This is a genomic window from Pandoraea nosoerga, from assembly GCF_902459585.1.
GTDB lineage: Bacteria > Pseudomonadota > Gammaproteobacteria > Burkholderiales > Burkholderiaceae > Pandoraea > Pandoraea nosoerga.
This window is the reverse complement of the sequence record NZ_CABPSC010000001.1, coordinates 326,779-351,496: the sequence shown is the minus strand read 5'-3', so window position 1 is coordinate 351,496 and position 24,718 is coordinate 326,779. Positions and strand designations below refer to the sequence as shown.

The 24,718-nt window shown below is 66.1% G+C and carries 25 protein-coding genes and 1 tRNA gene; 10 read left to right on the top strand and 16 right to left on the bottom strand.

What is annotated here, in order from left to right:
• Window positions 1-122: 122 nt before the first annotated feature.
• Window positions 123-725: an SCO family protein gene (locus PNO31109_RS01575; protein WP_150553874.1), complete on the top strand. Its 603-nt coding sequence runs from the start codon at window positions 123-125 to the stop codon at window positions 723-725.
• A 187-nt stretch (window positions 726-912) separates the two neighbouring features.
• Here the strand turns inward: PNO31109_RS01575 and cydX are convergent, their stop codons facing one another.
• From cydX to rpoH, 5 genes are all read right to left on the bottom strand, one after another.
• Window positions 913-1,029 carry a cytochrome bd-I oxidase subunit CydX gene (cydX, locus tag PNO31109_RS01570; protein WP_039395438.1) on the bottom strand — a complete coding sequence of 39 codons (117 nt, stop codon included), beginning with the start codon at window positions 1,027-1,029 and terminating at the stop codon, window positions 913-915.
• Between the two features lie 15 nt (window positions 1,030-1,044).
• Complete coding sequence (cydB, locus tag PNO31109_RS01565) at window positions 1,045-2,181, bottom strand: cytochrome d ubiquinol oxidase subunit II (protein WP_150554157.1); 1,137 nt, start codon at window positions 2,179-2,181, stop codon at window positions 1,045-1,047.
• 26 nt (window positions 2,182-2,207) lie between these two features.
• Window positions 2,208-3,812: a cytochrome ubiquinol oxidase subunit I gene (locus PNO31109_RS01560; protein WP_150553873.1), complete on the bottom strand. Its 1,605-nt coding sequence runs from the start codon at window positions 3,810-3,812 to the stop codon at window positions 2,208-2,210.
• Window positions 3,802-4,122 carry a cytochrome oxidase putative small subunit CydP gene (cydP, locus tag PNO31109_RS01555; protein ID WP_150553872.1) on the bottom strand — a complete coding sequence of 107 codons (321 nt, stop codon included), beginning with the start codon at window positions 4,120-4,122 and terminating at the stop codon, window positions 3,802-3,804. The genes PNO31109_RS01560 and cydP overlap by 11 nt, the downstream gene beginning before the upstream one ends.
• A 422-nt stretch (window positions 4,123-4,544) precedes the next feature.
• Window positions 4,545-5,483 (bottom strand): RNA polymerase sigma factor RpoH, encoded by a 939-nt coding sequence (gene rpoH, locus PNO31109_RS01550; protein WP_150553871.1) that lies wholly within the window; start codon window positions 5,481-5,483, stop codon window positions 4,545-4,547.
• A gap of 222 nt (window positions 5,484-5,705) precedes the next feature.
• Between rpoH and PNO31109_RS01545 the strand changes: the two genes are divergently transcribed.
• A complete protein-coding gene (locus tag PNO31109_RS01545) occupies window positions 5,706-6,089 on the top strand; it encodes a nuclear transport factor 2 family protein (protein WP_150553870.1) in 384 nt (127 codons plus the stop codon).
• A 435-nt stretch (window positions 6,090-6,524) separates the two neighbouring features.
• On the opposite strand, the gene ybiB is transcribed toward PNO31109_RS01545, so the two are convergent.
• Window positions 6,525-7,478 carry a DNA-binding protein YbiB gene (gene ybiB, locus PNO31109_RS01540; RefSeq protein ID WP_150553869.1) on the bottom strand — a complete coding sequence of 318 codons (954 nt, stop codon included), beginning with the start codon at window positions 7,476-7,478 and terminating at the stop codon, window positions 6,525-6,527.
• Between the two features lie 258 nt (window positions 7,479-7,736).
• On the opposite strand from ybiB, the gene maiA reads away from it, so the two are divergent.
• Complete coding sequence (maiA, locus tag PNO31109_RS01535) at window positions 7,737-8,384, top strand: maleylacetoacetate isomerase (protein ID WP_150553868.1); 648 nt, start codon at window positions 7,737-7,739, stop codon at window positions 8,382-8,384.
• Window positions 8,385-8,391: 7 nt separating this feature from the next.
• A complete protein-coding gene (locus tag PNO31109_RS01530; RefSeq protein WP_150553867.1) occupies window positions 8,392-9,018 on the top strand; it encodes a LysE/ArgO family amino acid transporter in 627 nt (208 codons plus the stop codon).
• A gap of 126 nt (window positions 9,019-9,144) precedes the next feature.
• On the opposite strand, the gene ftsY is transcribed toward PNO31109_RS01530, so the two are convergent.
• Window positions 9,145-10,515: a signal recognition particle-docking protein FtsY gene (gene ftsY / locus PNO31109_RS01525; protein WP_150553866.1), complete on the bottom strand. Its 1,371-nt coding sequence runs from the start codon at window positions 10,513-10,515 to the stop codon at window positions 9,145-9,147.
• A gap of 170 nt (window positions 10,516-10,685) precedes the next feature.
• On the opposite strand from ftsY, the gene PNO31109_RS01520 reads away from it, so the two are divergent.
• Window positions 10,686-12,104 carry a M16 family metallopeptidase gene (locus PNO31109_RS01520; RefSeq protein WP_150553865.1) on the top strand — a complete coding sequence of 473 codons (1,419 nt, stop codon included), beginning with the start codon at window positions 10,686-10,688 and terminating at the stop codon, window positions 12,102-12,104.
• A 12-nt stretch (window positions 12,105-12,116) separates the two neighbouring features.
• A complete protein-coding gene (locus PNO31109_RS01515) occupies window positions 12,117-13,553 on the top strand; it encodes a M16 family metallopeptidase (protein ID WP_150553864.1) in 1,437 nt (478 codons plus the stop codon).
• A gap of 41 nt (window positions 13,554-13,594) precedes the next feature.
• Here PNO31109_RS01515 and PNO31109_RS01510 read toward each other — a convergent pair whose 3' ends face one another.
• Together PNO31109_RS01510 and nodI are read right to left on the bottom strand one after the other, a co-directional pair.
• Entirely contained in the window at window positions 13,595-14,443 is an 849-nt protein-coding gene (locus PNO31109_RS01510; protein ID WP_241013716.1) for an ABC transporter permease, read from the bottom strand.
• A complete protein-coding gene (gene nodI, locus PNO31109_RS01505) occupies window positions 14,436-15,353 on the bottom strand; it encodes a nodulation factor ABC transporter ATP-binding protein NodI (protein WP_241013717.1) in 918 nt (305 codons plus the stop codon). Before nodI ends, PNO31109_RS01510 begins: the two co-directional genes overlap by 8 nt.
• A gap of 308 nt (window positions 15,354-15,661) precedes the next feature.
• Between nodI and rsmD the strand changes: the two genes are divergently transcribed.
• The 3 genes from rsmD (at window position 15,662) to PNO31109_RS01490 (ending at window position 17,127) form a co-directional block, all read left to right on the top strand.
• Window positions 15,662-16,255 carry a 16S rRNA (guanine(966)-N(2))-methyltransferase RsmD gene (gene rsmD / locus PNO31109_RS01500; protein ID WP_150553862.1) on the top strand — a complete coding sequence of 198 codons (594 nt, stop codon included), beginning with the start codon at window positions 15,662-15,664 and terminating at the stop codon, window positions 16,253-16,255.
• Between the two features lie 55 nt (window positions 16,256-16,310).
• Complete coding sequence (gene coaD, locus PNO31109_RS01495; RefSeq protein WP_150553861.1) at window positions 16,311-16,805, top strand: pantetheine-phosphate adenylyltransferase; 495 nt, start codon at window positions 16,311-16,313, stop codon at window positions 16,803-16,805.
• A 64-nt stretch (window positions 16,806-16,869) separates the two neighbouring features.
• Entirely contained in the window at window positions 16,870-17,127 is a 258-nt protein-coding gene (locus PNO31109_RS01490) for a YfhL family 4Fe-4S dicluster ferredoxin (protein ID WP_150553860.1), read from the top strand.
• A gap of 271 nt (window positions 17,128-17,398) precedes the next feature.
• On the opposite strand, the gene pth is transcribed toward PNO31109_RS01490, so the two are convergent.
• From pth to PNO31109_RS01455, 7 genes are all read right to left on the bottom strand, one after another.
• Window positions 17,399-17,995 carry an aminoacyl-tRNA hydrolase gene (gene pth / locus PNO31109_RS01485; protein ID WP_150554155.1) on the bottom strand — a complete coding sequence of 199 codons (597 nt, stop codon included), beginning with the start codon at window positions 17,993-17,995 and terminating at the stop codon, window positions 17,399-17,401.
• 113 nt (window positions 17,996-18,108) lie between these two features.
• Window positions 18,109-18,729, bottom strand: coding sequence for a 50S ribosomal protein L25/general stress protein Ctc (locus tag PNO31109_RS01480; RefSeq protein ID WP_150553859.1), 621 nt, complete (start codon window positions 18,727-18,729; stop codon window positions 18,109-18,111).
• 157 nt (window positions 18,730-18,886) lie between these two features.
• Complete coding sequence (locus PNO31109_RS01475) at window positions 18,887-19,834, bottom strand: ribose-phosphate pyrophosphokinase (RefSeq protein ID WP_150553858.1); 948 nt, start codon at window positions 19,832-19,834, stop codon at window positions 18,887-18,889.
• A 48-nt stretch (window positions 19,835-19,882) separates the two neighbouring features.
• Window positions 19,883-19,959: transfer RNA gene (locus tag PNO31109_RS01470), tRNA-Gln, on the bottom strand.
• A gap of 53 nt (window positions 19,960-20,012) precedes the next feature.
• Window positions 20,013-20,882 (bottom strand): 4-(cytidine 5'-diphospho)-2-C-methyl-D-erythritol kinase, encoded by an 870-nt coding sequence (gene ispE, locus PNO31109_RS01465; RefSeq protein ID WP_150553857.1) that lies wholly within the window; start codon window positions 20,880-20,882, stop codon window positions 20,013-20,015.
• A 265-nt stretch (window positions 20,883-21,147) separates the two neighbouring features.
• On the bottom strand, window positions 21,148-21,765 hold the full coding sequence (locus PNO31109_RS01460) for an outer membrane lipoprotein LolB (RefSeq protein WP_150553856.1): 618 nt from the start codon (window positions 21,763-21,765) through the stop codon (window positions 21,148-21,150).
• Between the two features lie 14 nt (window positions 21,766-21,779).
• Window positions 21,780-23,594, bottom strand: coding sequence for a tetratricopeptide repeat protein (locus PNO31109_RS01455; protein WP_370749697.1), 1,815 nt, complete (start codon window positions 23,592-23,594; stop codon window positions 21,780-21,782).
• Window positions 23,595-23,820: 226 nt separating this feature from the next.
• Here PNO31109_RS01455 and mutM point away from each other — a divergent pair, with 226 nt between their 5' ends.
• Window positions 23,821-24,651: a bifunctional DNA-formamidopyrimidine glycosylase/DNA-(apurinic or apyrimidinic site) lyase gene (gene mutM / locus PNO31109_RS01450; RefSeq protein ID WP_150553854.1), complete on the top strand. Its 831-nt coding sequence runs from the start codon at window positions 23,821-23,823 to the stop codon at window positions 24,649-24,651.
• Window positions 24,652-24,718 lie beyond the last annotated feature (67 nt).

The following is a 24,718-nucleotide window of genomic DNA, read 5'->3' as shown; positions in this document are numbered from 1 at the left end:
GTGGGTCCATCGCACGGCGCTCGCGTGAACCACGTCGACAGGCGCGTTACGGTATCCCTGGCCGGCGCGCCTGTTGTCCTTTCATCAACCCGTTTTCTCTTACCGTGCGGGGTCATTCGTCCATGAAGCTGGCTGTCATCTGGTTGCGTCGCGTAATGTTGCTGGTGGGACTCTCTCTCGTGCTCGCCGCGTGCAGCAAGGAGGGCCCGTCGTTCCAGAGCCTCGATATCACCGGCAACAAGGAGTTCGCGCAGGACTTCTCGCTGCAGGATCCGCAGGGCAAGACGCGCACGCTCGCCGACTACAAGGGCAAGGCCGTGGTGATGTTCTTCGGCTACACACATTGCCCGGACGTCTGCCCGACCACGATGGCCGAGCTCAATCAGGTCATGCAAAAGCTTGGCGACGACGCGCAGCGCGTGCAGGTCATCTTCGTGACGGTCGATCCGCAGCGTGATACCGCCGAGCTGATGGGGCAGTACGTGCCGGCGTTCAATCCGGCGTTCGTGGGCCTGCGCCCGGCCGACGACGCCGCGCTTCGGGAGGTGACGAAGTCGTTTCGCGTGGTCGTCAACAAGGTCGAAGGCTCCACACCGAACAACTACACCATCGACCATACGGCGGGAATCTACGTATTCGACCCGAATGGCCAGTTGCGCCTTTTCATGCGCCCGGACGAGTCCGTCGACGCCATGGCCAAGGATCTGAAGACGCTGCTGGGCTGATCTCGCCCCCGTATGGCGGGCATTCCCGACGTGCTTCGCCGTCTGCGCCTTCTCTGCCTTCCCGGCAAACAAAAAACGCGCCCGTGAGGCGCGTTTTTTCATGGGCCGCGGCTCGGCCGGGTCGAACGGAAAAAGCCCGAACGAAGCCCGAACGAAGCCTCCCGTCGACCGTCCGTCAGCCGCCTTGTCAGCCGCCTTCCTGGCTGCGGCGTTCGAGATCGTCATGCGCTTCGAACCACATCACATTGATGATGCCGAACGCGAGCGCGAGGCCAAGGCCGAGAATCCAAGAGAAGTACCACATGTCGCGACTCCTTGATCAGTACATCGTATGCGGGTTGTCGTTGACCGTTTCGATCGTCACGCGGCCGCGAATCACGCGGTACACCCAGCCGGTGTAGAGCAGAACGACGGGCAGGAAGACGATCACGGCGATCAGCATGATCTGCAGCGTGAGCTGGCTCGAGCTGGCGTCCCACAGCGTGAGGCTGCTGCCCGGCGCGGTCGCCGACGGCATCACGAACGGGAACATCGAGAAGCCGGCGGTGAGGATAATGCCCGCCATCATCAGCCCCGTCACGACGAACGTCCACGCATAGGCGCGGCTGGTGGCGAGCAGGGCAGCGAGCAGCGCGCACAGGCAGGCGACGACCGGCGCGGCGATCATCCACGGATACGTCTGATAGTTGGCGAGCCACAGGCCCGGGCCGGTGACGACTTGCTTGAGCAGCGGATTGGCCGGCGCGTCGGTGGGCGAGGCCTGCGCGATGGCGAAGCCGTCCACATGCGTGGCGACGAGCACGCCGGCGACGAGAAACAGCAGCAATGTGCCGAGCGCGGTCATGCGCATGATGCGGCCTGCACGCTCGGCGACCACCGGATCGGCCTTCATGCGCAGATGCGCGGCGCCATGGGTGAGCAGCATGAGCAGACTCACCAGCCCGCACAGCAGCGCGAACGGATTGAGCAGCGCCCAGAACGAGCCCGTGTAAGTCGAACGCATGGTGTTGTCGAACGAGAACGGCAGACCGAGCAGCAGGTTGCCGAACGCCACGCCGAACACCAGCGACGGCACCACGCTGCCGACGAACAGCGCCCAATCCCACGAATTGCGCCAGCGTGCGCTCGGCAGCTTGTTGCGGTAGTCGAAGCCGACCGGGCGCAGGAACAGCGCGAAGAGCACGAGCAGCAGCGCCCAGTACAGGCCCGAGAAAGCGGCGGCGTAGACGAGCGGCCATGCGGCGAACATGGCGCCGCCGGCGGTCACGAACCAGACCTGGTTGCCTTCCCACGTGGGCGCGACGGTGTTGATGATCACGCGACGCTCCGCGTCGGTCTTGCCGAGGAAGGGCAGCAGCGTGCCGGTGCCCATGTCGAAGCCGTCGAAGAAGGCGAAGCCGATCAGCAGCACGCCGATGAGCACCCACCAGATCAGTTTGAGGACGGTGTAATCGATCATCATGATGTGTGTCTCCCTGACGATCAGACCGAGGTCGCCGTAGGTTCGGCCGCGAGCGCGGCGCCGTCGGTGACTTCTGTCTCGAAGTGATAGCGGCCGGTGTGCAGCGAGGACGGGCCGAGCTTGACGTACTTCACCATCAGGAACATTTCAATGATGAGCAGCGCGGTGTAGAAAACGATGAATCCCGCGAGGCTCAGGTACAGGTCGCCGGCGGACAGCGACGAAGTCGACAGGTGCGTGGGCAGAATGCCCGCGATGGTCCACGGCTGGCGTCCCACTTCGGCCACGATCCAGCCGAACTCCGCCGCCAGCCACGGCAGCGGAATGGCCCACACCGTCCAGCGCAGGAACCACGCCGAGCGAGGCTTGAGCAGGCGGCGGCGCGCACACAGCCAGAAGGCCCACAGGAACGTGAACAGGAACAGGAAGCCCAGGCCGACCATGATGCGGAACGACCAGAACACGGGGGCGACCGGCGGGATGGTGTCGTTCGCGGCCATGTGGATCTGTTCCGGCGTGGCGTCGACGACGTTCGCCGTGTACTTCTTGAGCAGCAGACCGTAGCCGAGATCGTCCTTGTACTTGTCGAACTCGGCGCGCACGGCAGGCGACTTGTCGCCGCCGCGCAGCTTCTCGAGCGCGGCGAAGGCGAGCATGCCGCGCTTGATGTTCTCCTTGTGCTCGTCGCGCAGTTGCGTGAGACCGATCACGGGCGTGTCGACCGAGCGCGTGGCGATCAGCCCCATGGCCCAGGGAATCTTCACGGCGAAGTCGGTGCGCTCTTCCTTCTGATTCGGGAAGCCGAACAGCGTGAACGATGCGGGCGGCTTGGCCGTCTCCCACTCCGCCTCGATGGCCGCGAGCTTGACCTTCTGGACCTCGCCGGTGGTGTAGCCCGACTCGTCGCCGAGCACGATGACCGAGAGCGTCGAGGCGAGGCCGAAGCCAGCGGCGACGGCAAACGAGCGCAGCGCGAACGGCACGTCGCGACGCTTGAGCAGGTACCACGCCGAGATGCCGAGCACGAACATGGCCGCGGTCACGTAGCCGGCGGAGAGCGTATGCACGAACTTCACCTGCGCTACCGGGTTGAAGACCACTTCCCAGATGCTGTTGAGCTCCATGCGCATGGTCTCGTAGTTGAAGTGGGCGCCCACCGGATTGTTCATCCAGCCGTTGGCCACGAGAATCCACAACGCCGAGAGGTTGGAGCCGAGCGCCACGGCGAACGTGGTCGCGAGGTGACCGACGCGCGAGAGCTTGTTCCAGCCGAAGAAGAACAGACCGACGAACGTGGCTTCCAGGAAGAACGCCATCAGGCCCTCGATCGCGAGCGGCACACCAAAGATGTCGCCGACGTAATGCGAGTAGTAGGCCCAGTTGGTGCCGAACTGGAATTCGAGCGTGAGACCGGTGGTCACGCCCATCGCGAAGTTGATCAGGAAGAGCTTGCCCCAGAACTGGGTCATGTCCTTGTAGACCTGCTTGCCGGTCATCACGTAGACCGATTCCATGATGACAAGCAGCCACGACAGGCCCAGCGTGAGCGGGACGAACAGGAAGTGATACAGCGCCGTTATGGCGAACTGCAGGCGCGAGAGGTCGACGACTTCGCTACTGATCATGGCGGACACCTTGACTTGGGGTGGGGGGTGGCGGTTCGACGGCTTGCGGCCCGATCAGGGCGCGGGCCACGACGTCCGGCGGCAACTGCATGTGCCTGGCCATCGGCGCGTCGAAAAACGCATGTTTCAAAATGAACAGGAGTACTACCTTGATCGCGAGCACGATCAGGATTTCGGCCATGAAGCGGGAAGGGCGGGTGCGCCAGCGTTCGAGCAGCCAGGCGAGCGGGCCGGCGGCGGGCGAGCGTGGCGCCGCGGCCGATGCGGCCGTGGCGGGAGGCTTCAGACTGCTAGGAGAGTGGGTGTCCATCCGTGACGGCTCCTGGCGTCGAAAGTCGTGTTGTCCTTAACAGCGTCGACTTCCGGCGCATTTTGCCTTATCGCTTGAAATTGTCAAACTGTGGCACGCGGGGGCGCAGGCACGCGCGCAACGCCAGTTCGACGCGCCACCGGCGCCCTGACGGCGGTCGGCGACGAGCGGATTCGAGACACGGATTGGGCGCGGCGAACGGCCCCTGGGCCGCCCTTCGCACGCAGCATGGCTACGTACTAGCCGATTCTATCGACGTGGGTGCCGCGCCGCCTTGCGATGCATCAAGTTGCACGCAAACGGTCGATGAACTTTCGAAGTCCATAAAAAAGCCCCGCGATCGTCGCGGGGCTTCGGGAGCGTGTTGTCGGCGCCGGCGCCGCCAGGCGGCCTTGGCGCCATGCGGCGATTGGCCGCGCGGCTCAGGCGTAGGCTTGCAGCGCGCCCTTCATCTTCTTCATGGCGGCGACTTCGATCTGACGAATGCGCTCGGCGGACACGCCGAATTCTTCCGCCAGTTCGTGCAGCGTGGCGCCGCCGCTGCCATCGTCGTCGACCGACAGCCAGCGCGCTTCGATGATGCGGCGGCTGCGCGGGTCGAGCCGTGCGAGGGCCGTTTGCAGACCGTCGCTTTGCAAATGGTCGCGCTCGCGCGCGGCAATCACGGCGGTCGGCTCCTGATGCGTGTCGGCCAGATACGCGATCGGTGCGAAATTCGCGCTGTCGCTGTCGTCGCTATGGCCTTCGAGGGCGATATCGCCGCCGGACATGCGCGTTTCCATCTCGATGACATCTTCGCGCTTGACGTTCAGATCGCGCGCGACCTGATCGATCTCTTCCGGCGTGAACGCCTGCAGACCCTGCTTCTGGCTGCGCAGGTTGAAGAACAGCTTGCGCTGTGCCTTGGTGGTGGCGACCTTGACCGTGCGCCAGTTGCGCAGCACGTACTCGTGAATCTCGGCCTTGATCCAGTGCATGGCGTAGGACACCAGTCGCACGCCTTGCGACGGGTCGAAGCGCTTGACGGCCTTCATCAGGCCGATGTTGCCTTCCTGGATCAGGTCGGCGTGCGGCAGCCCGTAGCCAAGGTAGTTACGTGCGATCGACACCACCAGCCGCAGGTGCGAGAGCACGAGCTTGCGGGCGGCTTCGAGATCGTCGTGCTCGCGCAGGCGTTTGGCGAGCGTTTGCTCTTCCTCTGCGGAAAGCATGGGAATGCGGTGGACAGCCTGAATGTAGCTGTCGATATTGCCCAGACTGCCCGGCAGCATCAAGGCCGACGGGGCGAGAGCAAGGGCACGCGAAGTCGGCGCCGTGCCGGTGGCCGGCGTCGTCGGATGCAAAGTGGCGGCAGTACTCAAGTGGTGGACTCCTGGTTAGCCTCTGGGAAAGCATTTTAGCACTCTATCCAGATGAGTGCTAAAGACGTTAGAACTCTTACGGGACGGGAAGTTTCCGGCCTCTCGGGGTTTTCCAGCAGCCCCCGTCAAACGGGGGATCTCATCGGCGCAAACGTTACGCGGATGGTGTAAATTGCAACCCAAGCCGGGGGCGTTCGGCGCCGGCGAAGATGGGAGATCAGCATGGCTGGGAAGCATATCGACGCGGTACGTGCGCTCGAAACCGCGCGGTTTGACGCGATGGTCGAGGGCGACGTCGAACAACTGGACTTACTCCTGGCAGACGGCATGCATTACGTGCATTCCAACGGCAAACGCGAAACCAAACGCGAATTCCTCGACGCGCTGACGTCGGGGCGCCGCCGTTACCTCGACATCGATATCCGGGCGCAGGAACTGCGCCAGTTCGGCGACACCGTGGTCGTGACCGGCAAGGTCTGGGTCGAGCTGGAAACGGCGACGGGCTCGCTCGAGTCACAAATGGCCTACACGGCCGTGCATGTGCGCGAAGCCGAAGCGTGGCGCCTCATTTCCTGGCAGGCGACCCGCATGGCGTCGGCCGACTGATCCGCCGCTTCCCCGGTATCGCTCGCTCCCCGATCCACGGACGTTTCCCGTTGCTGCCCATTGCCGATTTTGGCCGATCTTGGCCGATCTGGGCCGGTCCCGGCCAGTCCGGACGGCCCCCGGCCGCCCCTGGCTGCTTTTGGCTGCTCCTGGCTTCTCCTCGCCGCTCATCGTGGTGCCGGCGCCGCGTCTGTCGCTCGTTCGCTACTCATCACGCGTGATCTCTCAGCTTGCAATTGGATGCGTTTCGGGACGAAATGTTCCGAAAAAGCGTGGGATTTTTCCGGTTTGAGGGAAATCGGCCGAACTTCGCGCAAATTTCGGTCTTGTAGCTCGGCTGTCGTCCGAATGTCGTCCGAATGTCGAACGGATGTCGAACGGGGGGGGGCGAGGGGCATGGCCGGCGCGATCATGCCGCCGTTAGCGGTGCGCCCCTCAGCCGAGCCCCAGTGCTCGCCGGATGACGCCAACCTGACGTGCGATCGGCGCGGGCAGCTCCACGTCGCCGGCGAGCACCGCCTCGATCCAGCGGGCGGTCGCCGCGGCGTCGGCCGCAGGCAGCAACGGCGGCGTGCCCGTCGCGCCGTCTTCCGCTTCCAGCCAGCGCCGGTGCACGCCGGCGCAGAAGCCCTCGATGGCGGCCTGACGGCGGGCGTCCGCGACGGGTTCGCCTTCCGTGCCCCGCGAGAGCAGCACGCCGGGGGCGGGGCTGTTGGCCGCATCGCGGAACAGCTCGCTGAGCGTCTCCCGGTATTCCGGATGTGTGTAGTTGACCAGCCGCAGCGCGGGGCCGGCAAACGGCTGCAACAGCTTGACCACCGTGTGTCCCGAATTGCGCACGCCCAGCGCGGCGCGCATCTCGAGTAGACGCTCGAGTGCCGGCGAGAGGGCCGCGATGGGCAGGTAAGCCACGCGACGCGTGCGCAAGGCCGCTTCGGCCTGCGCGCCGGACTCGCATGCCGCGTGCCCCAGTTCGGCAAAGATGGCCTGCGTGCCGACCCGGTTCGCGCCGCTGTGATGCTGCCCGTGGACGAGCACCGGAATGCCCTCGCGCGCCAGCAGCAGAGCCAGCAGCGGCGTCAGATTCGGCTGCTTGCGCGCGCCGTTGTAGCTGGGCAGCAACACGGGCGCAGGCGCGCCGGCGGGCGCCGCGAGCGGTGCAAAGGTGGCGTGGGCGGCGTCGAGCATGGCGCGCAGTTCGACGGGCGTCTCGCCCTTGATCCGGTAGGCGATCAGTACGCCGCCGAGCTCGGCCGGCGCCACGCGCTCGGCCAGGATCGCGTCGAACAGCGTTCGCGTTTCGTCCGCGCTGAGTGGGCGCGCGCCCTTGGCGCCGCGAGCGATGATCTTGAGCAGCGGCGCACAGGCGAAGGGAGCGGCAGAGGTCATGGCAGGTCGGAAATCGGTTCGAAGAGCAGCGAGCGGCGTCAGTCGTGGCAAGTGGCGGCAAGCGGTGGAAGTCGCGGCGAACGTTTGTGAGCGTGGCGACAGGCGGCGCGCCGCCTAGCGTTCATCATACGCAATCAAGTGTCCTTGCGGCCAGCGCTTGAAGTACCATCTCGTGTTCCGACGCAGCACCCGGCGCCTCAGTGCGCTGCCGGGCGTTCGCCTGCGTCCTCTCTCCATTTGCGTTAACCGAGGTCTGCCATGCCCACGCTGTACAGCTATTTCCGCAGTTCCGCCGCGTATCGCGTGCGGATCGCCCTCAATCTGAAGGGAATCGACTACGACACGGTGCCGGTGCACCTCGTGCGCGACGGCGGCGAGCAGCTCAAGCCGGCGTATCGGGCGCTGAACGTCAATGGCCTGGTGCCGACGTATGTCGACGGCGACGTGAATATCCATCAATCGCTGGCCATCATCGAATATCTGGAAGAGACGCATCCCACGCCGGCGCTGCTGCCCGCCGACCCGGCGGCGCGCGCGCAAGTGCGCGCTCTTGCGCTCGACATTGCGGCCGACATCCACCCGATCGACAACCTGCGCGTGCTGCGCTACCTCAAGCACGACCTGGGCGTCAGCGAGGAGCAGAAGAACGCGTGGTACGTGCACTGGATCGTCGAGGGCTTCAAGGCGCTCGAAGCCCGGCTCGCCGCCCGGTCGCCCCAGGGCGGCTTCATGTTCGGCGACACGCCGACGCTGGCGGACTGCTGCCTCGTGCCGCAGGTCTACAACGCCAATCGCTTCAAGGTCGACATGACGCCGTTCCCGCGCATCGCCGCCGTCAACGCACATTGCCTGACGCTCGACGCGTTCCGGCGCGCCACGCCCGAAGCGCAACCCGACGCCGAGTAAGCCGGCGATGTTCGACCCGGCTTTCTGGCGAGGCATGGCGCTGGGCGCAAGCCTCATCATGGCGATCGGCGCGCAGAACGCGTTCGTGTTGCGTCAGGGCATTCTGCGGCGCCACGTCGGCGTGGTCGTCGCCGTCTGCACGATCTGCGACATGGTGCTCATCGCGGCGGGCGTGGCCGGCATGGGCGGGCTGATCCAGGCCTACCCGCGCTTTCTGACGGCCGTGACGTGGGGCGGCGCCGCGTTTCTGTTCTGGTATGGGTTGCGTGCCTGGCGCGCCGCGTTTCGCGGCACGGGCGCGCTGCAGGCGGACGGCAGCCGCGTCGCCACACAGGGCATGACCTGGCAGCGCGCGCTCGTGCTCGTCTCGATGCTCTCGCTGCTCAACCCGCATGTCTATCTGGACACGGTGATTCTGTTGGGGGGCATCGGCGCGCGCGAGGCATACCCGGGCAACGTCTGGTTCGCCGGGGGAGCGATGACGGCGTCGGCGCTCTGGTTCATCACGCTCGGCTACGGGGCGCGCCTGCTCGCGCCGCTGTTCTCGCGCCCGCGCGCGTGGCAGATCCTCGACGGCCTCGTCGGCACGATGATGTGGGCGCTCGGCGCCGGGCTCGTCGCGCAGCAGATGTGATTAGCATCGTGCCCGCCCGCCCAAAACGAAACGAAAACGAAACCCAAACGCAAACGAAAACAAAAGGGCCCGCGCACGACAGTGGCGGGCCGCTTTGTCCGATCCGGTACGCCGGGCTCGCGCGCCTTACCCCAGGAGCGCGTCGGCGAATTCGCGCGCGGAGAACGGTTGCAGATCCTCGACCTTCTCGCCCACGCCGATGAAGTAGACGGGCACCGGGCGCTGACGCGCGATCGCCGCGAGAATCCCGCCCTTGGCCGTGCCATCGAGCTTGGTCACGATGAGGCCGGTGAGTTGCAGGGCGTCGTCGAACGCCTTGACCTGTGTGAGCGCGTTCTGACCGGTGTTCGCGTCGATCACGAGCAGCACTTCGTGCGGCGCGCCCTCCGCGGCTTTGCCCAGCACGCGCTTGATCTTCTTGAGCTCCTCCATCAGATGCAACTGCGTGGGCAGCCGGCCCGCCGTGTCGGCCATCACGATGTCGATCTTGCGCGCGCGCGCGGCGTTGACGGCGTCGAACACCACAGCCGCCGGATCGCCGCTTTCCTGCGAGACCACCGCCACATTGTTGCGCTCGCCCCAGATCGTCAGTTGCTCGCGGGCCGCTGCGCGGAACGTGTCGCCCGCGGCGAGCAGCACCGACTGGCCATAGTGCTGGAAATGCTTGGCGAGCTTGCCGATGCTCGTGGTCTTGCCGGCGCCGTTCACGCCCGCGATCATTACCACGAGCGGCGCCTCACGGCCGAGCACGAGGCTCTGCTCGAGCGGTTGCAGCAGTTCGACCAGCAGGTCGTGCAGCGCGCGCTTGACCTGGTCGCCTTCGGTCAGCCGCTCGGCCTTGACCTTCTTGCGCAGGGCGTCGAGGAGGAACGTGGTGGCTTCGACGCCCGCGTCGCTCATCAGCAACGCGCTTTCCAGTTCTTCGAAGAGGTTTTCGTCGACCTTCACACCGACGAAGATGCCGGTGAGGCCCGCACTGGTCTTCGACAGGCCCGCCTTCAGGCGTGTGAGCCACGAGCGCCTGGCCGCCGGCGCCGGCGCCGGCGCGGCGACGATCTCGCCGATGGCTTCGCCGTGCGCGTCCGTCACGACGACCGGCGCCGGCGGCGGCGCGACTTCCGCCACTTCCACGTGTTCGGCGGCGACCCGTTCGTCCGGCGCTGGGATTTCGGCCGAAATGGGCTCGGAGACTTCCGTATTTTCGGCGGGCTGGCCGGCTGATTCCTCAGCCGTCGGCGCCGCGGCGGGGACCGGCGGCACGGGGTTCGCCGCAGCGCTGGGCGTGGCGGACGCGACAGGCGCCGAGTGTGCCGAGTGTGCCGAGTGTGCCGAGTGTGAGGGCTCAGGCGCCTGGGCGGCGCTCGCCTGCGATGCTGTCGGCGCGGCCGGGGGGGCGGATCCGGGCGATCCGGGCGATTCGGGCGATTCGGCCGGTGCGGGGCTCGTCTCGGCGGCCTTGTTGCCGCCCGACTTGAAGCGCTTGAAGAAACTGAACATGCGTTGAAGAACTCGACGTGGGGGCGCGCGGTCGGCGTGCGTCTCTGATTTGTCTTGCCATTCGCGTCGCACAAAACCCCTACAATGGGCGAGTCGTTGTTTCCGACGCGGGAAATGCGACGTATTTTATCAGACGCGTATCGACGTCCATGACGGGCGAAAGGGGATCCATGACGCGAACCATGCGCTGGCGACACGCCTTGGCCGGACTGGCCCTGGCCGGCGTGATGAGCCTGAGCCATGCGGCCGACACCGGCGGCAGCAAGACCACGGACAACACTTCGGAATTCACGCTATCGAACGGCCTGCGGCTGATCGTTCGCGAAGACCATCGGGCGCCCACGGTGGCCCACGTGGTCTGGTATCGCGCCGGCTCGCTCGACGAGTTCAATGGCACCACGGGCGTCGCGCACGCGCTCGAGCACATGATGTTCAAGGGCACCAGATCCGTGGGCGCCGGCCAGTTCTCGCGCCAGGTCGCCGCGCTGGGCGGCCGCGAGAACGCTTTCACCAGCAAGGATTACACCGGCTACTTCGAGCAGACGGAGAAGTCGCGCCTGCCGGAGATGATGCGGCTGGAGGCCGATCGCATGACCAACCTCACGCTGTCCGCCGACGAATTCGCGAAGGAGATCCAGGTCGTCATGGAAGAGCGCCGTCTGCGCACCGACGATCAGCCGCGCGCATTGCTCTACGAACAACTGATGGCCACGGCGCTCGTGGCCAACCCGTACCGCCGTCCGATCGTCGGCTGGATGGATGATCTTCGGCACATGACCGTGCAGGACACGCGCGACTGGTACGAACGCTGGTACGCGCCGAACAACGCCGTCGTGGTCGTGAGCGGCGACGTCGATCCGGCGCAGGTCAGGCAACTTGCCGAGCAGTACTACGGGCCGCTCAAGCCGCGGGCGCTGCCTGAACGCCGTGCGCAGAACGAGCCGGCGCAAATGGGGGTGCGGCGTGTTTTCGTGAAGGCACCCGCCGAGAACCCGAACGTGATGCTCGCGTGGCGCGCGCCGCGTCTGAGCGACGTCGAGAAGGACGACGACGTCTACGCGCTGCAGGTGCTCGCCGCCGTGCTGGACGGTTATGGCAACGCGCGGCTCACGAGCCGCCTGGTGCGCGAGCAGCGCATCGCCAACGACGTGGGCGCGAGCTATGACGGCGTCGGCCGCGGTCCGCAGTTCTTCCTGATGGACGGCACGCCGGCGCAAGGCAAGACGCCGGAGCAGATCGAAAAGGCGCTGCGCGCGCAGATCGCCGACATCGCCGCGCATGGCGTGACCGAGGCGGAACTCAAGCGCGTGAAGGCGCAGGTGGTCGCATCGCAGATCTACAAGCGCGACTCGGTGTTCGGTCAGGCGATGGAGATCGGACTGAACGAAATGTCGGGCATCTCGTGGCGGCAGATCGACCGCATGCTCGAAAAGGTGAAGGCGGTGACCCCCGCGCAGGTGCAGGCGGTGGCCGGCAAGTACTTCGGCGACGATTCGCTCACGGTAGCCACGCTGGTGCCGCAGCCGATCGACGAAGCGACACGCAAGCGCCGCGCCCAAGGGGCGGAAGACCTGAAGAACATGCGCTGAGAGGGCCACACGATGATGAAGATTTCCGCACTGATGCGTGCGTTTTTCCCTGCGCGCGCGGGCCTGCTGGCGTGCGTGACGGCAGGCGCGGTCGCCGCGCTTGCCGCTACCGGCGCCCGGGCCGCGCTGCCGATCCAGACCTGGACCGCGCCGTCCGGCGCCAAGGTGCTGCTCGTCGAGAGCCGCTCGATCCCGATGATTGACCTGAACATCGATTTCGATGCCGGCAGCCGTTACGATCCGCCCGGCAAGGCCGGACTCGCGCTGCTCACGGCGGGCCTGCTCGACGCAGGCGCCGCGGCCGCGGGCGGGCGCCCCGCACTCACCGAGGCGCAGATTGCCGACCGCTTCGCCGACGTCGGCGCGATGGCAGGCACGCATGCCGGTCGGGACGCCGCGACCGTCACCATGCGCACGCTGTCGTCGCGCGCCGAACGCGACGCGGCCGTCGACACGATGGCGCAGTTCCTGCAGCACCCGACGTTCCCCGATGCCGTGCTCAAGCGCGAATCGGCGCGACTGTCGTCGGCGATTGCCGAGTCGGACACGAAGCCCGAGCCGATTGCCGAGAAGGCGTTCCGCCATGCCATCTATGGCGGCCATCCGTATGGCGTCAGCGCCACGGTGGCGAGCGTGAGCGCCATCAGGCGCGACGACCTCGTGCGCTTTTACCGCGACATGTACAGCGCGAAGCGGGCGGTCGTCACGATCGTCGGCGACATCGACCGCGCGCAGGCCGAGAAGGTGGTCGCCACGCTGACCGAGGCCATGCCGGCGGGCGTCACGCCGCCCGCAATGCCCGCCGTGGCGCCGCTGCGCAGCGCCGTGCAGATCGATCTGCCGCACCCGGCGGAGCAGGCGCACATCGTGACCGGGCAGGCGTCGATGGCGCGCAGCGATCCCGACTACTTTCCGCTGCTCGTGGGCAACTACGTGCTGGGCGGCGGCGGGTTCGTGTCGCGGCTCACGGCCGAAGTGCGCGAGAAGCGCGGGCTGACGTATGGCGTGTCGAGTGCATTCGTGCCGCAATTGCAGGAAGGGCCGTTCGAGATCAGCCTGCAGACGCGTCGCGAACAGGCGCGCGAGGCGCTCAACGTCGTGCGCGAGACGCTCGACAAGTTCGTGCAGGAAGGCCCGACCGACGCGGAGATGCAGGCCGCGAAGGACAACCTGGTGAACGGCTTCCCGCTGCGCCTGGACAGCAACCGCAAGCTGCTGGCCAACGTGGCGGCCATCGGCTTCTACAACCTGCCGCTCGATTACCTCGACACGTGGACCGAAAAGGTCAAGTCCGTCACGGCCGCGCAGGTCAGGGATGCCTTCGCGCGCCACGTGCGGCCGGACCGTCTCGCGACGGTCGTCGTGGGGCCGGGCGACGTATTCGGTACGGCCGGCGCAGGTGCCGCCGCCCCCGGCGGCAAGCCGGCCGCGGGCGCGAAGGCGAAGTAAGCGCCAGGCCGCGCCGGGGGCGATGCCGTTCGCCCTCGGCGTTACCGAAGAATCCGGCGGCGCAGCAGCACGAGCGCGACGGCAAAGCCCGCGACGGCGTACACGGCGAGCGCGCCGGCATGCAGCCACGGCGCATCGATGGCGCGACCGAGCATGGCCGGGCGGATCAGGGCCACGGCATGCGCGAGCGGCAGCCACTCCGTGACGTGCCGCGCGGCTGCCGGCAACTGCGACAACGGAAAGAACACACCCGAGAGCAGCAGCATCGGCGTCATCACGAGCGTTTGGTAGAACATGAAGAAGTCGTAGCTCGGCGCGAGCGCCGTCATGACCATCGCCAGGCTGGCGAATGCAAGACCCGCGAGCAGGATCGCCGGCAGAACGATGGCGAGACTGTCGAGGCGCGCATAGCCGAGCACGCTGGCCACGACGAGAATGGCGAGTCCTGACAGCACCGCCTTGCTTGCCGCCCAGACCACCTCGCCCAGCACCACGTCGCCGAGCGTGAGCGGCGTGTGCATGAGCGCCTCCCACGTGCGTTGCACGTGCATGCGCGAGAAGCCCGAATACATCGACTCGAAGCTCGCGGAGAACATCACGCTCGAGCCGACAGTGCCGGCCGCGAGAAACGCGATGTACGACGTGCCGTCCACGTCGCCGACCATCATCCCCAGTCCGAAGCCCAGCCCGAACAGGTAAATCATGGGATCGGCGAGATTGCCGAACATCGACGCGATCGCGAGCTTGCGCCAGACGAGGAAGTTGCGCCGCCAGACGCTCACCCACGCGCCGGCGCCGGGAAGGTAGCGAGGGAGGTCGGGCCGGGCCGTCGACTCGCTCACCGATGTTTTCAACGGCTCATTCGTCGGCTCATTCGTCGACTCACTCATCGCGCATCTCCCGTCCCGTGAGCTTGAGAAAGACGTCCTCCAGATTCGCCCGACGATGCAAATAGCGCACGCCGGGCTGGTCGTGCAGCGCGGCGACGAGCGGCGCGGCGTCGCGCACGTAGCAGAAGTGCGTCTCGCCGCTCGACTCGATGCGCTCGGCCAATGGCGCGAGCCGGGCGATCAAGCCGCGAGGGACGTCGCCAAAGAGCTCCACCACGTCGCACCCGATCTCGCGCGCGACGAGTTCGGGCGGTGTGCCCTCGGCGATCTTGCGCCCCGCGTCGATGACGCACAGCCGATGACACAGGCGCTCTGCTTCCTCCATGAAGTGGGTCGTCAGCAGAATCGTCTTGCCCTCGTTCATCAGCGATTTCAGCCGCTCCCAGATCAGATGCCGCGCCTGCGGATCGAGACCGGTAGTCGGCTCGTCGAGCACGAGCAGATCGGGATTGTTGATGAGCGCGCGCGCGAGCGTGAGGCGGCGCTTCATGCCGCCGGAGAGCTGACCGACGCGTGCGTCGGCCTTGGCCTCGAGCCGGGCGAAGGCGAGCAGCGCCGGCACGCGCTCACGCACGTCCGCGCGGGAAAGTCCGAAATACCGGCCGAAGACGGCGAGGTTCTCGCGCACGGTGAAGTCGGGATCGAGATTGTCGAATTGCGGCACCACGCCGATGCGCCGCCGTGCCTCGGGCGCCAGCCGCGGCACCGGCATGCCGCCCAGGCGGATGCAGCCCGCGTCGGGCGTCACCAGGCCGAGCAGCATGCGCAACGTGGTCGTTTTGCCCGCGCCGTTCGGCCCCAACAGGCCGAAACACTCGCCGGGCGCGACGCGAAGGGACAGACGATCGACGACAGATCGGCCCTCGTAGGCCTTGCACAGTTCTGTTACCTCGATGGCGGCAGCGGTCATGACGAATCGGGCAGACTCCTGTTGAGCCGCGGCGAGCGGCGGCGAGCCATGGGCCGCGACCGGCGCTCGCCCCATCGCCGACGCGGGCCGTTACGGCGCTGCGCGCTCCGGCGACGGGGCAAGGGGGGCGGGCGATGTGGTATGTTTCGCCTCAACAATGTAGCGTGATTTGCCATGATTTTGGATTCCCTGCGCGTGAATTGCCGCGCGCGACCTCTTTTTTGCATCGATGCGGGCCATAGCGTTCCGTGCCCCGATGTATTGGGTGCGCCCGCTCCAGGTGCGGCGCCCGTCTCCCGGAGCGCGCCATGAAGACCGGTGCCGGCAATGTGGCCCGCCACGCGCCGCAGCAGGTGCGCATCATCGGCGGCCAATGGAAGCGCACGCCGCTGCCCGTGCCGCCCGGCGACGGACTGCGGCCCACGCCTGACCGCGTGCGCGAAACGCTTTTCAATTGGCTCGGACAGGACCTCACCGGCATGCAGTGCCTCGACGCCTTCGCCGGCAGCGGTGCGCTCGGTTTCGAGGCGGCCTCGCGCGGTGCGACGCGTGTCGTGATGATCGAGCAGGCCGCGCCCGCGGTGCGGCAATTGCGCGCCAATCAGGCCAAGCTGGGGGCCAGTCAGATCGAGATCGTTCAGGCCGATGCACGGCGCTTGATAACCACACTCTCGCCCGGGGCATTCGACGTGGTATTTCTCGACCCGCCGTTTGCGAGCGGCTGGCTCGCCGAGCTGTTGGCGCCGGCGGCCCGTCTGCTTGCGCCGCACGGCGTGATCTATGCCGAGTCCGACGCGCCGCTCGCGGACGAAGCGCTCGCCGCGCTCGGGCTCGCGTGCCTGCGCCGGGCGAAAGCCGGGGCGGTGCATTATCATTTGCTTGAATCGATTCCGAAAACCTAGAGACCACAATGAACAAGTACGCAGCATCGGTCCCCAGCCGCGAGGAGACGTTGGCATGGTAGTGGCGATCTATCCAGGGACGTTCGACCCGCTTACCCGAGGGCACGAGGACCTGGTCCGCCGTGCTGCGGGCATTTTCGACAAGCTCGTCGTCGGGGTGGCCGATAGCAAGAACAAGAAACCGTTCTTCACGCTCCAGGAGCGCATCGACATCGCGCGCGAAGTGCTGGGCCACTATCCGAACGTGTCCGTCGAAGGGTTTTCCGGGCTGCTCAAGGACTTCGTGCGCAAGCATCAGGCGCGTGTGATCGTGCGCGGCCTACGCGCGGTGTCCGACTTCGAGTACGAGTTTCAGATGGCGGGCATGAACCGTTATCTGCTGCCCGACGTGGAAACGATGTTCATGACGCCGTCCGACCAGTACCAGTTCATCTCGGGTACGATCGTGCGCGAGATTGCCCAACTGGGCGGCGACGTGAGCAAGTTCGTGTTCCCTTCCGTCGAGAAATGGCTGGTGACGAAAGTCGGCGACCAGTCGGCGAAGGGATAAGTATCGTGTGCGCCGGCCGGGCCTTCGTGGCCCGCTGGCTTCGCGATACGGCTGGAGGTGCCGTATGGCCTTGATGATTACCGATGAATGCATCAATTGCGACGTGTGCGAGCCGGAGTGCCCGAACGACGCAATTTCGATGGGGATCGAAATCTACGAAATCGATCCGAACAAGTGCACCGAGTGTGTCGGTCACTTCGATGAACCGCAGTGCGTGCAGGTGTGCCCGGTGGAGTGCATCCCCGTCAATCCCGAGCACGTCGAGACGCGCGAGCAATTGCTGGACAAGTACACCCATCTGCAAGCGGCCAAATCGGCCTGATTGAGCCCAATTGGGCTGATTCCGCGCCCGGGGCGGGGTTCCGCTTCACACCCTGACGACACATTCTCGCAGCATTCCCGCACAGTCCCGCCGACGAATTACCGGAGGCTCTCGCGAGCGACAAAGAGACGGCGAAAGGGGTGACGAAAGGGACGACAAAAGGGACGACAAAGGCGCCCTGCGGCGCCTCTGTCGTGTGTTGCGAGCGTCGTGTGCTCGCATCACATGAGCGGCCCGTGTCGCTGCGCGGGCGTGGTCTTGCGCCGCCGCGTTACTTCGCGGGCGCGGCGTGCAGCCGCATCATCGCCTTTTCCATCTCGCCCTTGACGATCAGGTCGACGACGTCGAGCGAGCGCGACATCGCGTCGTCGATTTGCGCCTGCTCCTCCTTGCGCGGCGGCTTGAGCACGAAGTCCACCACCTGCTGCTGGCTGCCGGCCGGCTGCAGCGTGCGCGGATGGCCGATGCCCAGTCGCAGACGCCAGAATTCCTGCGTGGTCAGATGCGCGGCAATGTCCTTCAGGCCGTTATGGCCGCCGCTGCCGCCGCCGCGCTTGAGCTTCACGGTGCCCGGCAGCAGATCGAGCTCGTCGTGCACCACGAGAATCTCGTCGGGCAGGATCTTGTAGAAGCGGGCCAGGGCGACGACGGATTGACCCGAGCGGTTCATGAACGTCTGTGGCTCGAGCAGCCAGACTTCCTGGCCGGCCACGCGTGCCCGCGCGGCGAACCCGTGGAAGTTCTTCTGATGGGAGAGCGACGCGCCGCATTGCTGCGCCAGGGCGTCGACAAACCAGAAGCCCGCGTTGTGACGCGTCGCTGTGTATTCGGCGCCCGGATTGCCGAGCCCCACGATCAGCTTGATCATTTCGGTGTCGGAGGTGTTGGGTGCGTCACGCACCGCCATGAAAAAACCCGCCGGACATGACGTCGCGGCGGGTCTTGCGTCCAGCGTCGCCGCTGAAGGCTGACACGCGTGGCTTAGGCAGCCGGCGTTTCGCCTTCGGCAGCCGAGGCGGCAGCTTCGTCAGCCGCAGCGCCGGCCGGTTGGACGGCTTGCGCCACCACCGGGTTTTCCTGCTCGACGTGCAGCGTCAGCGTCACGCCGGCGGGCAGCTTGACGTCCTTGGCATGCACGGTCTGACCGGCTTCCAGCTTCGACAGGTCGACTTCCAGGAATTCCGGCAGCTTGCCCGGCAGGCAGCTGATGTCGAGTTCGTTGAGCGTGTGGCTGATCACGTTCGCGCCCAGCTTCACGGCCGGCGACGTCTCGGCGTTCAGGAAGTGCAGGGGCACCTTCACGTGAATGGACTTGTTCGGATCGACACGCTGGAAATCCACGTGCAGAACGAGTTGCTTGAACGGGTGATACTGCACGTCGCGCAGCAGCACTTGTTCGGTCTTGCCGGCAACTTCCAGGTCGAGGATCGACGAGTGGAAAGCTTCCTTGCGGAGGGCGTGCCACAGTGCGTTGTGATCGAGTTCGATCATCTTGGGTTCAACGTTACCACCGTACACGATGCCCGTAGTCTTACCGGCATTGCGCAGGCGGCGGCTCGCACCAGTACCTTGCTGATTGCGCTCAAAAGCGACGACTTTCATGACAACTCCTTGTACTGCCCGCGACCAGGCAGTGTTTTCTTCCCGAACGGCCCGCCGAAAAACGCGGGATTCAGGAACGACAAAGGCGAGGAAAACGCTCCTCGCCGACACAACAACGGCGCCACACAGGCGCCGTTGCAAAAACTTTACCGAACGCTTACTCCGCGAACAGCGACATCACCGAGTCGCCACGACGGATGCGCGAGAACGTCTCGGCGAGCAGGTTAGCGCAGCTCAGCTGGCGAATCTTGCCGCCCTTCGAGTCGTCACGCAGCGGAATGGTATCCGTCACGACCACTTCGTCGAGCTCCGAGGCGTTGATTCGCGCTGCGGCGCCGCCCGAGAGCACCGGGTGCGTACAGTAGGCGTACACCTTCTGTGCGCCGCGTTCCTTCAATACCTGCGCGGCCTTGCACAGCGTACCGGCGGTATCGACCATGTCATCCATGATGACGCAGGTACGGCCTTCGACTTCACCGATGATGTTCATCACTTCGGCCACGTTGGCCTTCGGACGGCGCTTGTCGATGATGGCCAGATCGCAATGCAGTTGCTTGGCCAGCGCACGGGCGCGCACCACGCCACCGACGTCCGGCGACACCACCAGCAGGTTTTCGTGGTTCTGGGCGCGCACGTCGGCCAGCAGCAGCGGCGACGCGTAGATGTTGTCGACCGGAATATCGAAGAAACCCTGAATCTGGTCGGCGTGCAGGTCCATCGTGATGATGCGTTCGACGCCTGCGATTTGCAGCATGTTGGCCACGACCTTCGCCGAGATCGCCACGCGTGCCGAGCGCGGGCGGCGATCCTGACGGGCATAGCCGAAATACGGGATGGCAGCGGTGATCCGACCGGCGGAAGCGCGCTTGAGCGCGTCGACCATGATCATCAGTTCCATCAGGTTGTCGTTGGTCGGAGCGCACGTCGACTGGAGGACGAAGACGTCCTTGCCACGCACGTTTTCCTGAATTTCGACCTGGATCTCACCATCCGAGAAGCGGCTGGCCATGGCCTTGCCGAGGGGGATACCCAGAGTGTCGACGACCGCTTGGGCCAGGGCGGGATTGGCGTTCCCGGTGAATACCATTAGGTTATCACTACTCATCTGGCTACCTGCGGGACGTTGGATGCTGAGACTCTACAACAGAGAAATTGGCAGGGGAGGAAGGACTCGAACCCTCGTATGCCGGAATCAAAATCCGGTGCCTTAACCAACTTGGCGACTCCCCTACACTAACCGGTGCCTTCATTGCGCCGTAGGAAACGCAACAAAGCAAAACTCTTCACGCGAAGGCGAACAGCGGATGTTCGGCCAGGCTGGTGGTCACCTGACCGAGCCAGCGCTCCGGCAATCGCCTGCATACGGCTTCCGCTTCCGCCTTCGTGTCGAATACCGCAAACACGCTTGCGCCGGATCCTGTCATGCGAGCCGTGGTGAAGGTTCTGAACCAGTCAATCACAGCAGCGACTTCCGCGTATTCTCGAGTGACTACCGCCTGCATGTCGTTACGGAAGATTTCATCCGTTTCGAACACGTTTTTGTTGGCGTGCTCAAGAAAGAACGCCATTGTGACGATCTTCGTATCCCTTGTCAACAGGGGATCGCGAAATATTTTGTCGGTCGCGACGTGCACGCGCGGGTTCACGACGAGAAAGTGCCATTGCGGCAGGTCGATCGCTTCCAGTTCTTCGCCCAGTCCCTGCGCAAACGCATTACGGCCGAACACGAAAAACGGCACGTCCGCCCCAAGCTTGAGGGCCAGCGTCTGGAGCTCGGCGCGCGGCAGGTCGAGCTGCCACATGCGGTTCAGCGCGAGCAGCGTCGTGGCCGCGTCGGAGCTGCCGCCGCCGATGCCGCCGCCGGCCGGCAGACGCTTCTCGATCGCGATGTCCACGCCGAAACGCACGCCGCAATGCGCCTGCAAAAGGCGTGCCGCGCGCACGGTCAGATCGGTCTCGGGCGGCACGCCCGGCAGCGGATTCGTATGGACGATGCGCGCGTCGTCGCGTCGCTCGAAATGCAACGTGTCGGCCCAGTCGATTAGCTGGAAGACGGTTTGTAGTTCGTGATAGCCATTGGGTCGGCGTCCCACGATATGCAGGAACAGGTTGAGCTTGGCCGGGGCAGGGCAGTCACGCAGGATTTCGTACATGGCGATGCGAAGCGGAGCTATCGGAGCACACGGCGCCCGCGAGGGCGTCCGTGCGCCGGGGAATCGTAGGGGCGGTTGATCGACGCGTGCGCCAAGCGGATATCGCGAACGTCGCGCAGCGCACGCGTCTCGGCGCAGCGCCCACAGCACCCGCAGCGCCGTCGGCGGCGATATGCCTCGACAGCCGCCGCCGCCGCAGCAGCAGCACGCGGCGCCAAGCATAGCACCGCCTGCGCGAACGTGCCGAACCGGCCCGGCTCGCTGCTTATTCGTCGATGACCAGGCGCACGGCCAGCGGCGAGCCGTCGAGATCGCGCGAGAGGTCGATGCGCCTGACGCGCAGCGGTGAGCCGTCGAAAAACGCCTGATAGTCGATGGTCCAGCCGTCCTGCGTCAGACGCGTGGGGCGCCGCGTTTGCGGATCGCGCTCGATGCTCGCCCGCGATCCCGGGGCGCTCTGCATGCGCAGCCAGTAGCGAAGGCCGCCGACGGGCAGCGCGAAGCCGAGCGCATCGCGCATGACGTCTTCCAGGCGCGGCCCCGTGAGCGGCGCCTTGCCCGGCAGTTCGAGCGAGGCGCTGCGCGGATTCTCGCGAACGATCGCCTGCGTCTGCCCGAGCGGGTCGAGCAACTGGACGACGGCATTCTCGCCGTTCTGCTGCCAATCGAAGTTGCCGTAGGTATTGCGGGGCTCGCCGCTCTGCTCGTACCGCACCGAGAAGCGGCCGCGATAGTGTTCCGCGCCCGCATCGGCCGATTGGACGATGGGCGCCGGCGGTGCGAGGCTCGCGCAACCGCTTGCGAAAAGCGCAGCGGCGCAGGCCAGCGAGAGGGCGCGGGCCACCCGCGCGTGCGCCGCCGGGTTCCGAAATGCGCACAACATCGTCAATCCGGGCATCAGGGCGCCACGTTGTAGCGCTTCATCGTGGAGCGCAGCGTATCGTCGTCGCCGTCGAGCTTGAGCGCCTCGCGCCAGGTCTTGCGCGCTTCGTCCTGCTGGCCCGATTCCCACAGCACTTCGCCGAGGTGGGCGCCGATTTCCGCCTGCGCCTGAATGCCGTAGGCGCGACGCAGCAGTTCGAGCGCCTGCTGCTTGTCGCCCAGGCGGTATTTCACCCAGCCCAGGCTGTCCATGATGTACGGATCCTCGGGCGAGAGCGCCGACGCCTTTTGCAGCAGCTTGAGCGCCTCGGGCAGACGCGTGTTGCGCTCGGTCAGCGAGTAGCCAAGCGCGTTGTACGCCTGCGCGTTGTCGGGTTGCGTTGCCATCACGCGGCGCATGGCCTTTTCCATGACGTCGTAGTGCTTGTTCAGCTCGGCAACCATGCCGTACTGATAGAGCAAATCCGGATCGTCCGGATGATTCTTGACCTCGGCCTCGAGCAGCTTCTCGGCGTCGCCGTAGCGCTTGGCTTTGACGAGCAGATCGGATTCGGCGCGCTTGAGCGCCAGTTGCTCGCGCGGATCGCTCGACTTGATGCCGTGCAGCAGCGCACGGCCTTCCTCGACCTTGCCCTGGTCGGCGAGCAGTTGCGCGCGGCCGATCTGCGCGGGCAGATAGGCGTTGCTGTCCTCGCGGATCTTCGAGAGCCACTTGTCCGCCGCCGGATAGTCCTTGCGGTCCTGCGCGATCTGCGCGAGATAGACGTAAGCCTGTGCGCCGTCCGTGTTCTGCTGCTCGGCCTCCGAGGCGTACTTCTGCAGATACTGTTCGGCCTTCTCCGGATGCTTCGCGTGCAGGCTCAGCAGCGCAAGCGCCATGAGCGTCGACAACTCGTGCGGATAGCGCTTCTCGAGCGTTTCGAACTGCTTTTGCGCGACATCGAGCTGGTTGTCGGCCAGCAGCAGCTTCGCGTAGGCGAAGCGGGCTTCCTTGGCGCCGGGGTTGCGATCGAGGAACGTCTTGAGTCCCGCGATGGCGTGGGCGCGCTCGGACGGCCCCATCTGGCTGTACACCAACGCCGCGGCTTCATAATCGGGCTTGATCCTGAGCGCGTTCTCCAGCGACGCGCGTGCGCCGGCCGTATCGCCGGCATCGAGCTGCGAACGCGCAATGGCCAGTTGTGCTTCCGGGCGCTGCATGTCGTTGGCCAGCATGCGCTTGAGCGAATCGACGCCGGTGGCTCGCTCGGGACTGCGCGCGATCATCTGCTGCAATTCCAGAATGGCCTGACCGCGACGCGCTTCGGGCACCTTGTTCAGTTCGTCGACGAGCAGCGGCTCGGCTTCGCCGAGATGGCCCGTGCCGACCTGCAGGCTCGCGAGCAGCTGGGACGCCGGGCGCCAAGTCGGATCGAGCTGGTGCCACAGGCGCGCGGCGATCAGCGCGTCGCCGAGCTGGCGCGCACCGAGCGCGATCTCGACCGCCCGGCGCGCCATGCGCGGATCCTTGGTGCGATTGGCCAGCGCGATGTAGGTGTTGTAAGCCGGAGCGAGGTTGCCGCGTTGCAGGCTGAGTTCGGCGGCCATCACTTCGAAGACGATCTCGCTCGAAAGCGCCACGTTCGGCAGCTTTTCCTTCGGGACGGCGGCCCCGGGCGGGACGTCCTCGGCGTCGGTATCGGTATTTGCCGCCGCCGCACGGCTCGCGGCGCCCGGCGCGGATGCCTTGCCGGGGGCCGCGGGCGAGGCCGGTGCGTTCTGCGCGAGCAGCGCGCGCGCGCCGTCCTGGGCCGCTTGCGCGAAGGCATTGGACGATGGCAGGAGCGCCATGACCGCGCTGGCGCAGGTCACGCCGAGCGCCGTGGCGCCGGCCCACGCCCCGCGTGCCAGTGCGCCGCGCAGGCGCAAGGCCATGGGTGCCACGGTTACCGCAGTCTCGGAAGCGGCGGGGATGGACGGGATTCGGGTCTTCGGCATAGGGATCCACGGCAGGTTTCGAGCGATTGTAGCGCGCCCGATACAATAGAGTCTAAATCCTCAGCAAACGTTCGCAGGCATGCCTGAACTCCCCGAAGTCGAAGTCACCCGCCGCGGTATTGCGCCGCACGTGGCGGGCACGCGCGTCGCGCGTATCGACGTGCGCAACGCCGCATTGCGCTGGCCCGTGCCCGACGGTCTCGACACGCTGCTGCGCGGCGAGACGCTCATTGGCGTGGAGCGTCGCGGCAAATACCTGCTGCTCGAATATGCGCCGGGCTGGTTGCTGGTGCACCTGGGCATGACCGGCACGCTGCGCGTGATGCCCGAGCCGCAGGCCTTGCCCGCGGCCGGGGTGCACGATCACATCGATCTCGTGTTCGAGCGATGCGCACTTCGCTATCGCGACCCGCGCCGCTTCGGCGCCATGCTGTTCCACCCCCGCTCGGCCGGCGACGTTCTCTCGCACCCGCTGCTCGCGAGCCTCGGCGTCGAGCCGCTGTCGGACGCGTTCGACGGCAATTGGCTCCATGCCGGCACGCGCGGGCGCACCGTCGCCATCAAGCAGGCGCTGCTCGCTGGCACGATCGTGGTCGGCGTGGGCAATATCTACGCCTCCGAGAGCCTGTTTCGCGCCGGCATCCATCCGCGGCTCGCTGCGGGCAAGCTGTCCCGCCCGCGTGCCGAGAAGCTCGCGCAGGCAATCAAGGTAGTGCTTGCCGCGGCAATCGAGAAAGGGGGCAGCACGCTGCGCGATTTTGTCGGCAGCGACGGTCGCAGCGGCTATTTCCAGCAGGAGTATTTCGTCTACGACCGCACCGGACAGCCATGCCGCGTGTGCGGCACGCCGATTCGCCAGATCGTGCAGCAGCAGCGTTCCACGTTCTTTTGCCCGCATTGCCAGAAATGACGCACGCGCGGCGGCCCGCGAAGACGCCAGCCCGCGAAGACGCCCGCAGCCGCGCTGTACAGTCGTA

Bases quoted from the DNA above. Each gene is read 5' to 3' on its own strand.
- PNO31109_RS01575 (WP_150553874.1), top strand. From the start codon at position 123: ATGAAGCTGGCTGTCATCTGGTTGCGTCGCGTAATGTTGCTGGTGGGA.
- cydX (WP_039395438.1), bottom strand. From the start codon at position 1,029: ATGTGGTACTTCTCTTGGATTCTCGGCCTTGGCCTCGCGCTCGCGTTC.
- PNO31109_RS01560 (WP_150553873.1), bottom strand. From the start codon at position 3,812: ATGATCAGTAGCGAAGTCGTCGACCTCTCGCGCCTGCAGTTCGCCATA.
- cydP (WP_150553872.1), bottom strand. From the start codon at position 4,122: ATGGACACCCACTCTCCTAGCAGTCTGAAGCCTCCCGCCACGGCCGCA.
- PNO31109_RS01545 (WP_150553870.1), top strand. From the start codon at position 5,706: ATGGCTGGGAAGCATATCGACGCGGTACGTGCGCTCGAAACCGCGCGG.
- ybiB (WP_150553869.1), bottom strand. From the start codon at position 7,478: ATGACCTCTGCCGCTCCCTTCGCCTGTGCGCCGCTGCTCAAGATCATC.
- maiA (WP_150553868.1), top strand. From the start codon at position 7,737: ATGCCCACGCTGTACAGCTATTTCCGCAGTTCCGCCGCGTATCGCGTG.
- PNO31109_RS01530 (WP_150553867.1), top strand. From the start codon at position 8,392: ATGTTCGACCCGGCTTTCTGGCGAGGCATGGCGCTGGGCGCAAGCCTC.
- ftsY (WP_150553866.1), bottom strand. From the start codon at position 10,515: ATGTTCAGTTTCTTCAAGCGCTTCAAGTCGGGCGGCAACAAGGCCGCC.
- PNO31109_RS01520 (WP_150553865.1), top strand. From the start codon at position 10,686: ATGACGCGAACCATGCGCTGGCGACACGCCTTGGCCGGACTGGCCCTG.
- PNO31109_RS01515 (WP_150553864.1), top strand. From the start codon at position 12,117: ATGATGAAGATTTCCGCACTGATGCGTGCGTTTTTCCCTGCGCGCGCG.
- PNO31109_RS01510 (WP_241013716.1), bottom strand. From the start codon at position 14,443: ATGAGTGAGTCGACGAATGAGCCGACGAATGAGCCGTTGAAAACATCG.
- nodI (WP_241013717.1), bottom strand. From the start codon at position 15,353: ATGACCGCTGCCGCCATCGAGGTAACAGAACTGTGCAAGGCCTACGAG.
- rsmD (WP_150553862.1), top strand. From the start codon at position 15,662: ATGAAGACCGGTGCCGGCAATGTGGCCCGCCACGCGCCGCAGCAGGTG.
- coaD (WP_150553861.1), top strand. From the start codon at position 16,311: ATGGTAGTGGCGATCTATCCAGGGACGTTCGACCCGCTTACCCGAGGG.
- PNO31109_RS01490 (WP_150553860.1), top strand. From the start codon at position 16,870: ATGGCCTTGATGATTACCGATGAATGCATCAATTGCGACGTGTGCGAG.
- pth (WP_150554155.1), bottom strand. From the start codon at position 17,995: ATGATCAAGCTGATCGTGGGGCTCGGCAATCCGGGCGCCGAATACACA.
- PNO31109_RS01480 (WP_150553859.1), bottom strand. From the start codon at position 18,729: ATGAAAGTCGTCGCTTTTGAGCGCAATCAGCAAGGTACTGGTGCGAGC.
- PNO31109_RS01475 (WP_150553858.1), bottom strand. From the start codon at position 19,834: ATGAGTAGTGATAACCTAATGGTATTCACCGGGAACGCCAATCCCGCC.
- ispE (WP_150553857.1), bottom strand. From the start codon at position 20,882: ATGTACGAAATCCTGCGTGACTGCCCTGCCCCGGCCAAGCTCAACCTG.
- PNO31109_RS01460 (WP_150553856.1), bottom strand. From the start codon at position 21,765: ATGTTGTGCGCATTTCGGAACCCGGCGGCGCACGCGCGGGTGGCCCGC.
- PNO31109_RS01455 (WP_370749697.1), bottom strand. From the start codon at position 23,594: ATGGCGCTCCTGCCATCGTCCAATGCCTTCGCGCAAGCGGCCCAGGAC.
- mutM (WP_150553854.1), top strand. From the start codon at position 23,821: ATGCCTGAACTCCCCGAAGTCGAAGTCACCCGCCGCGGTATTGCGCCG.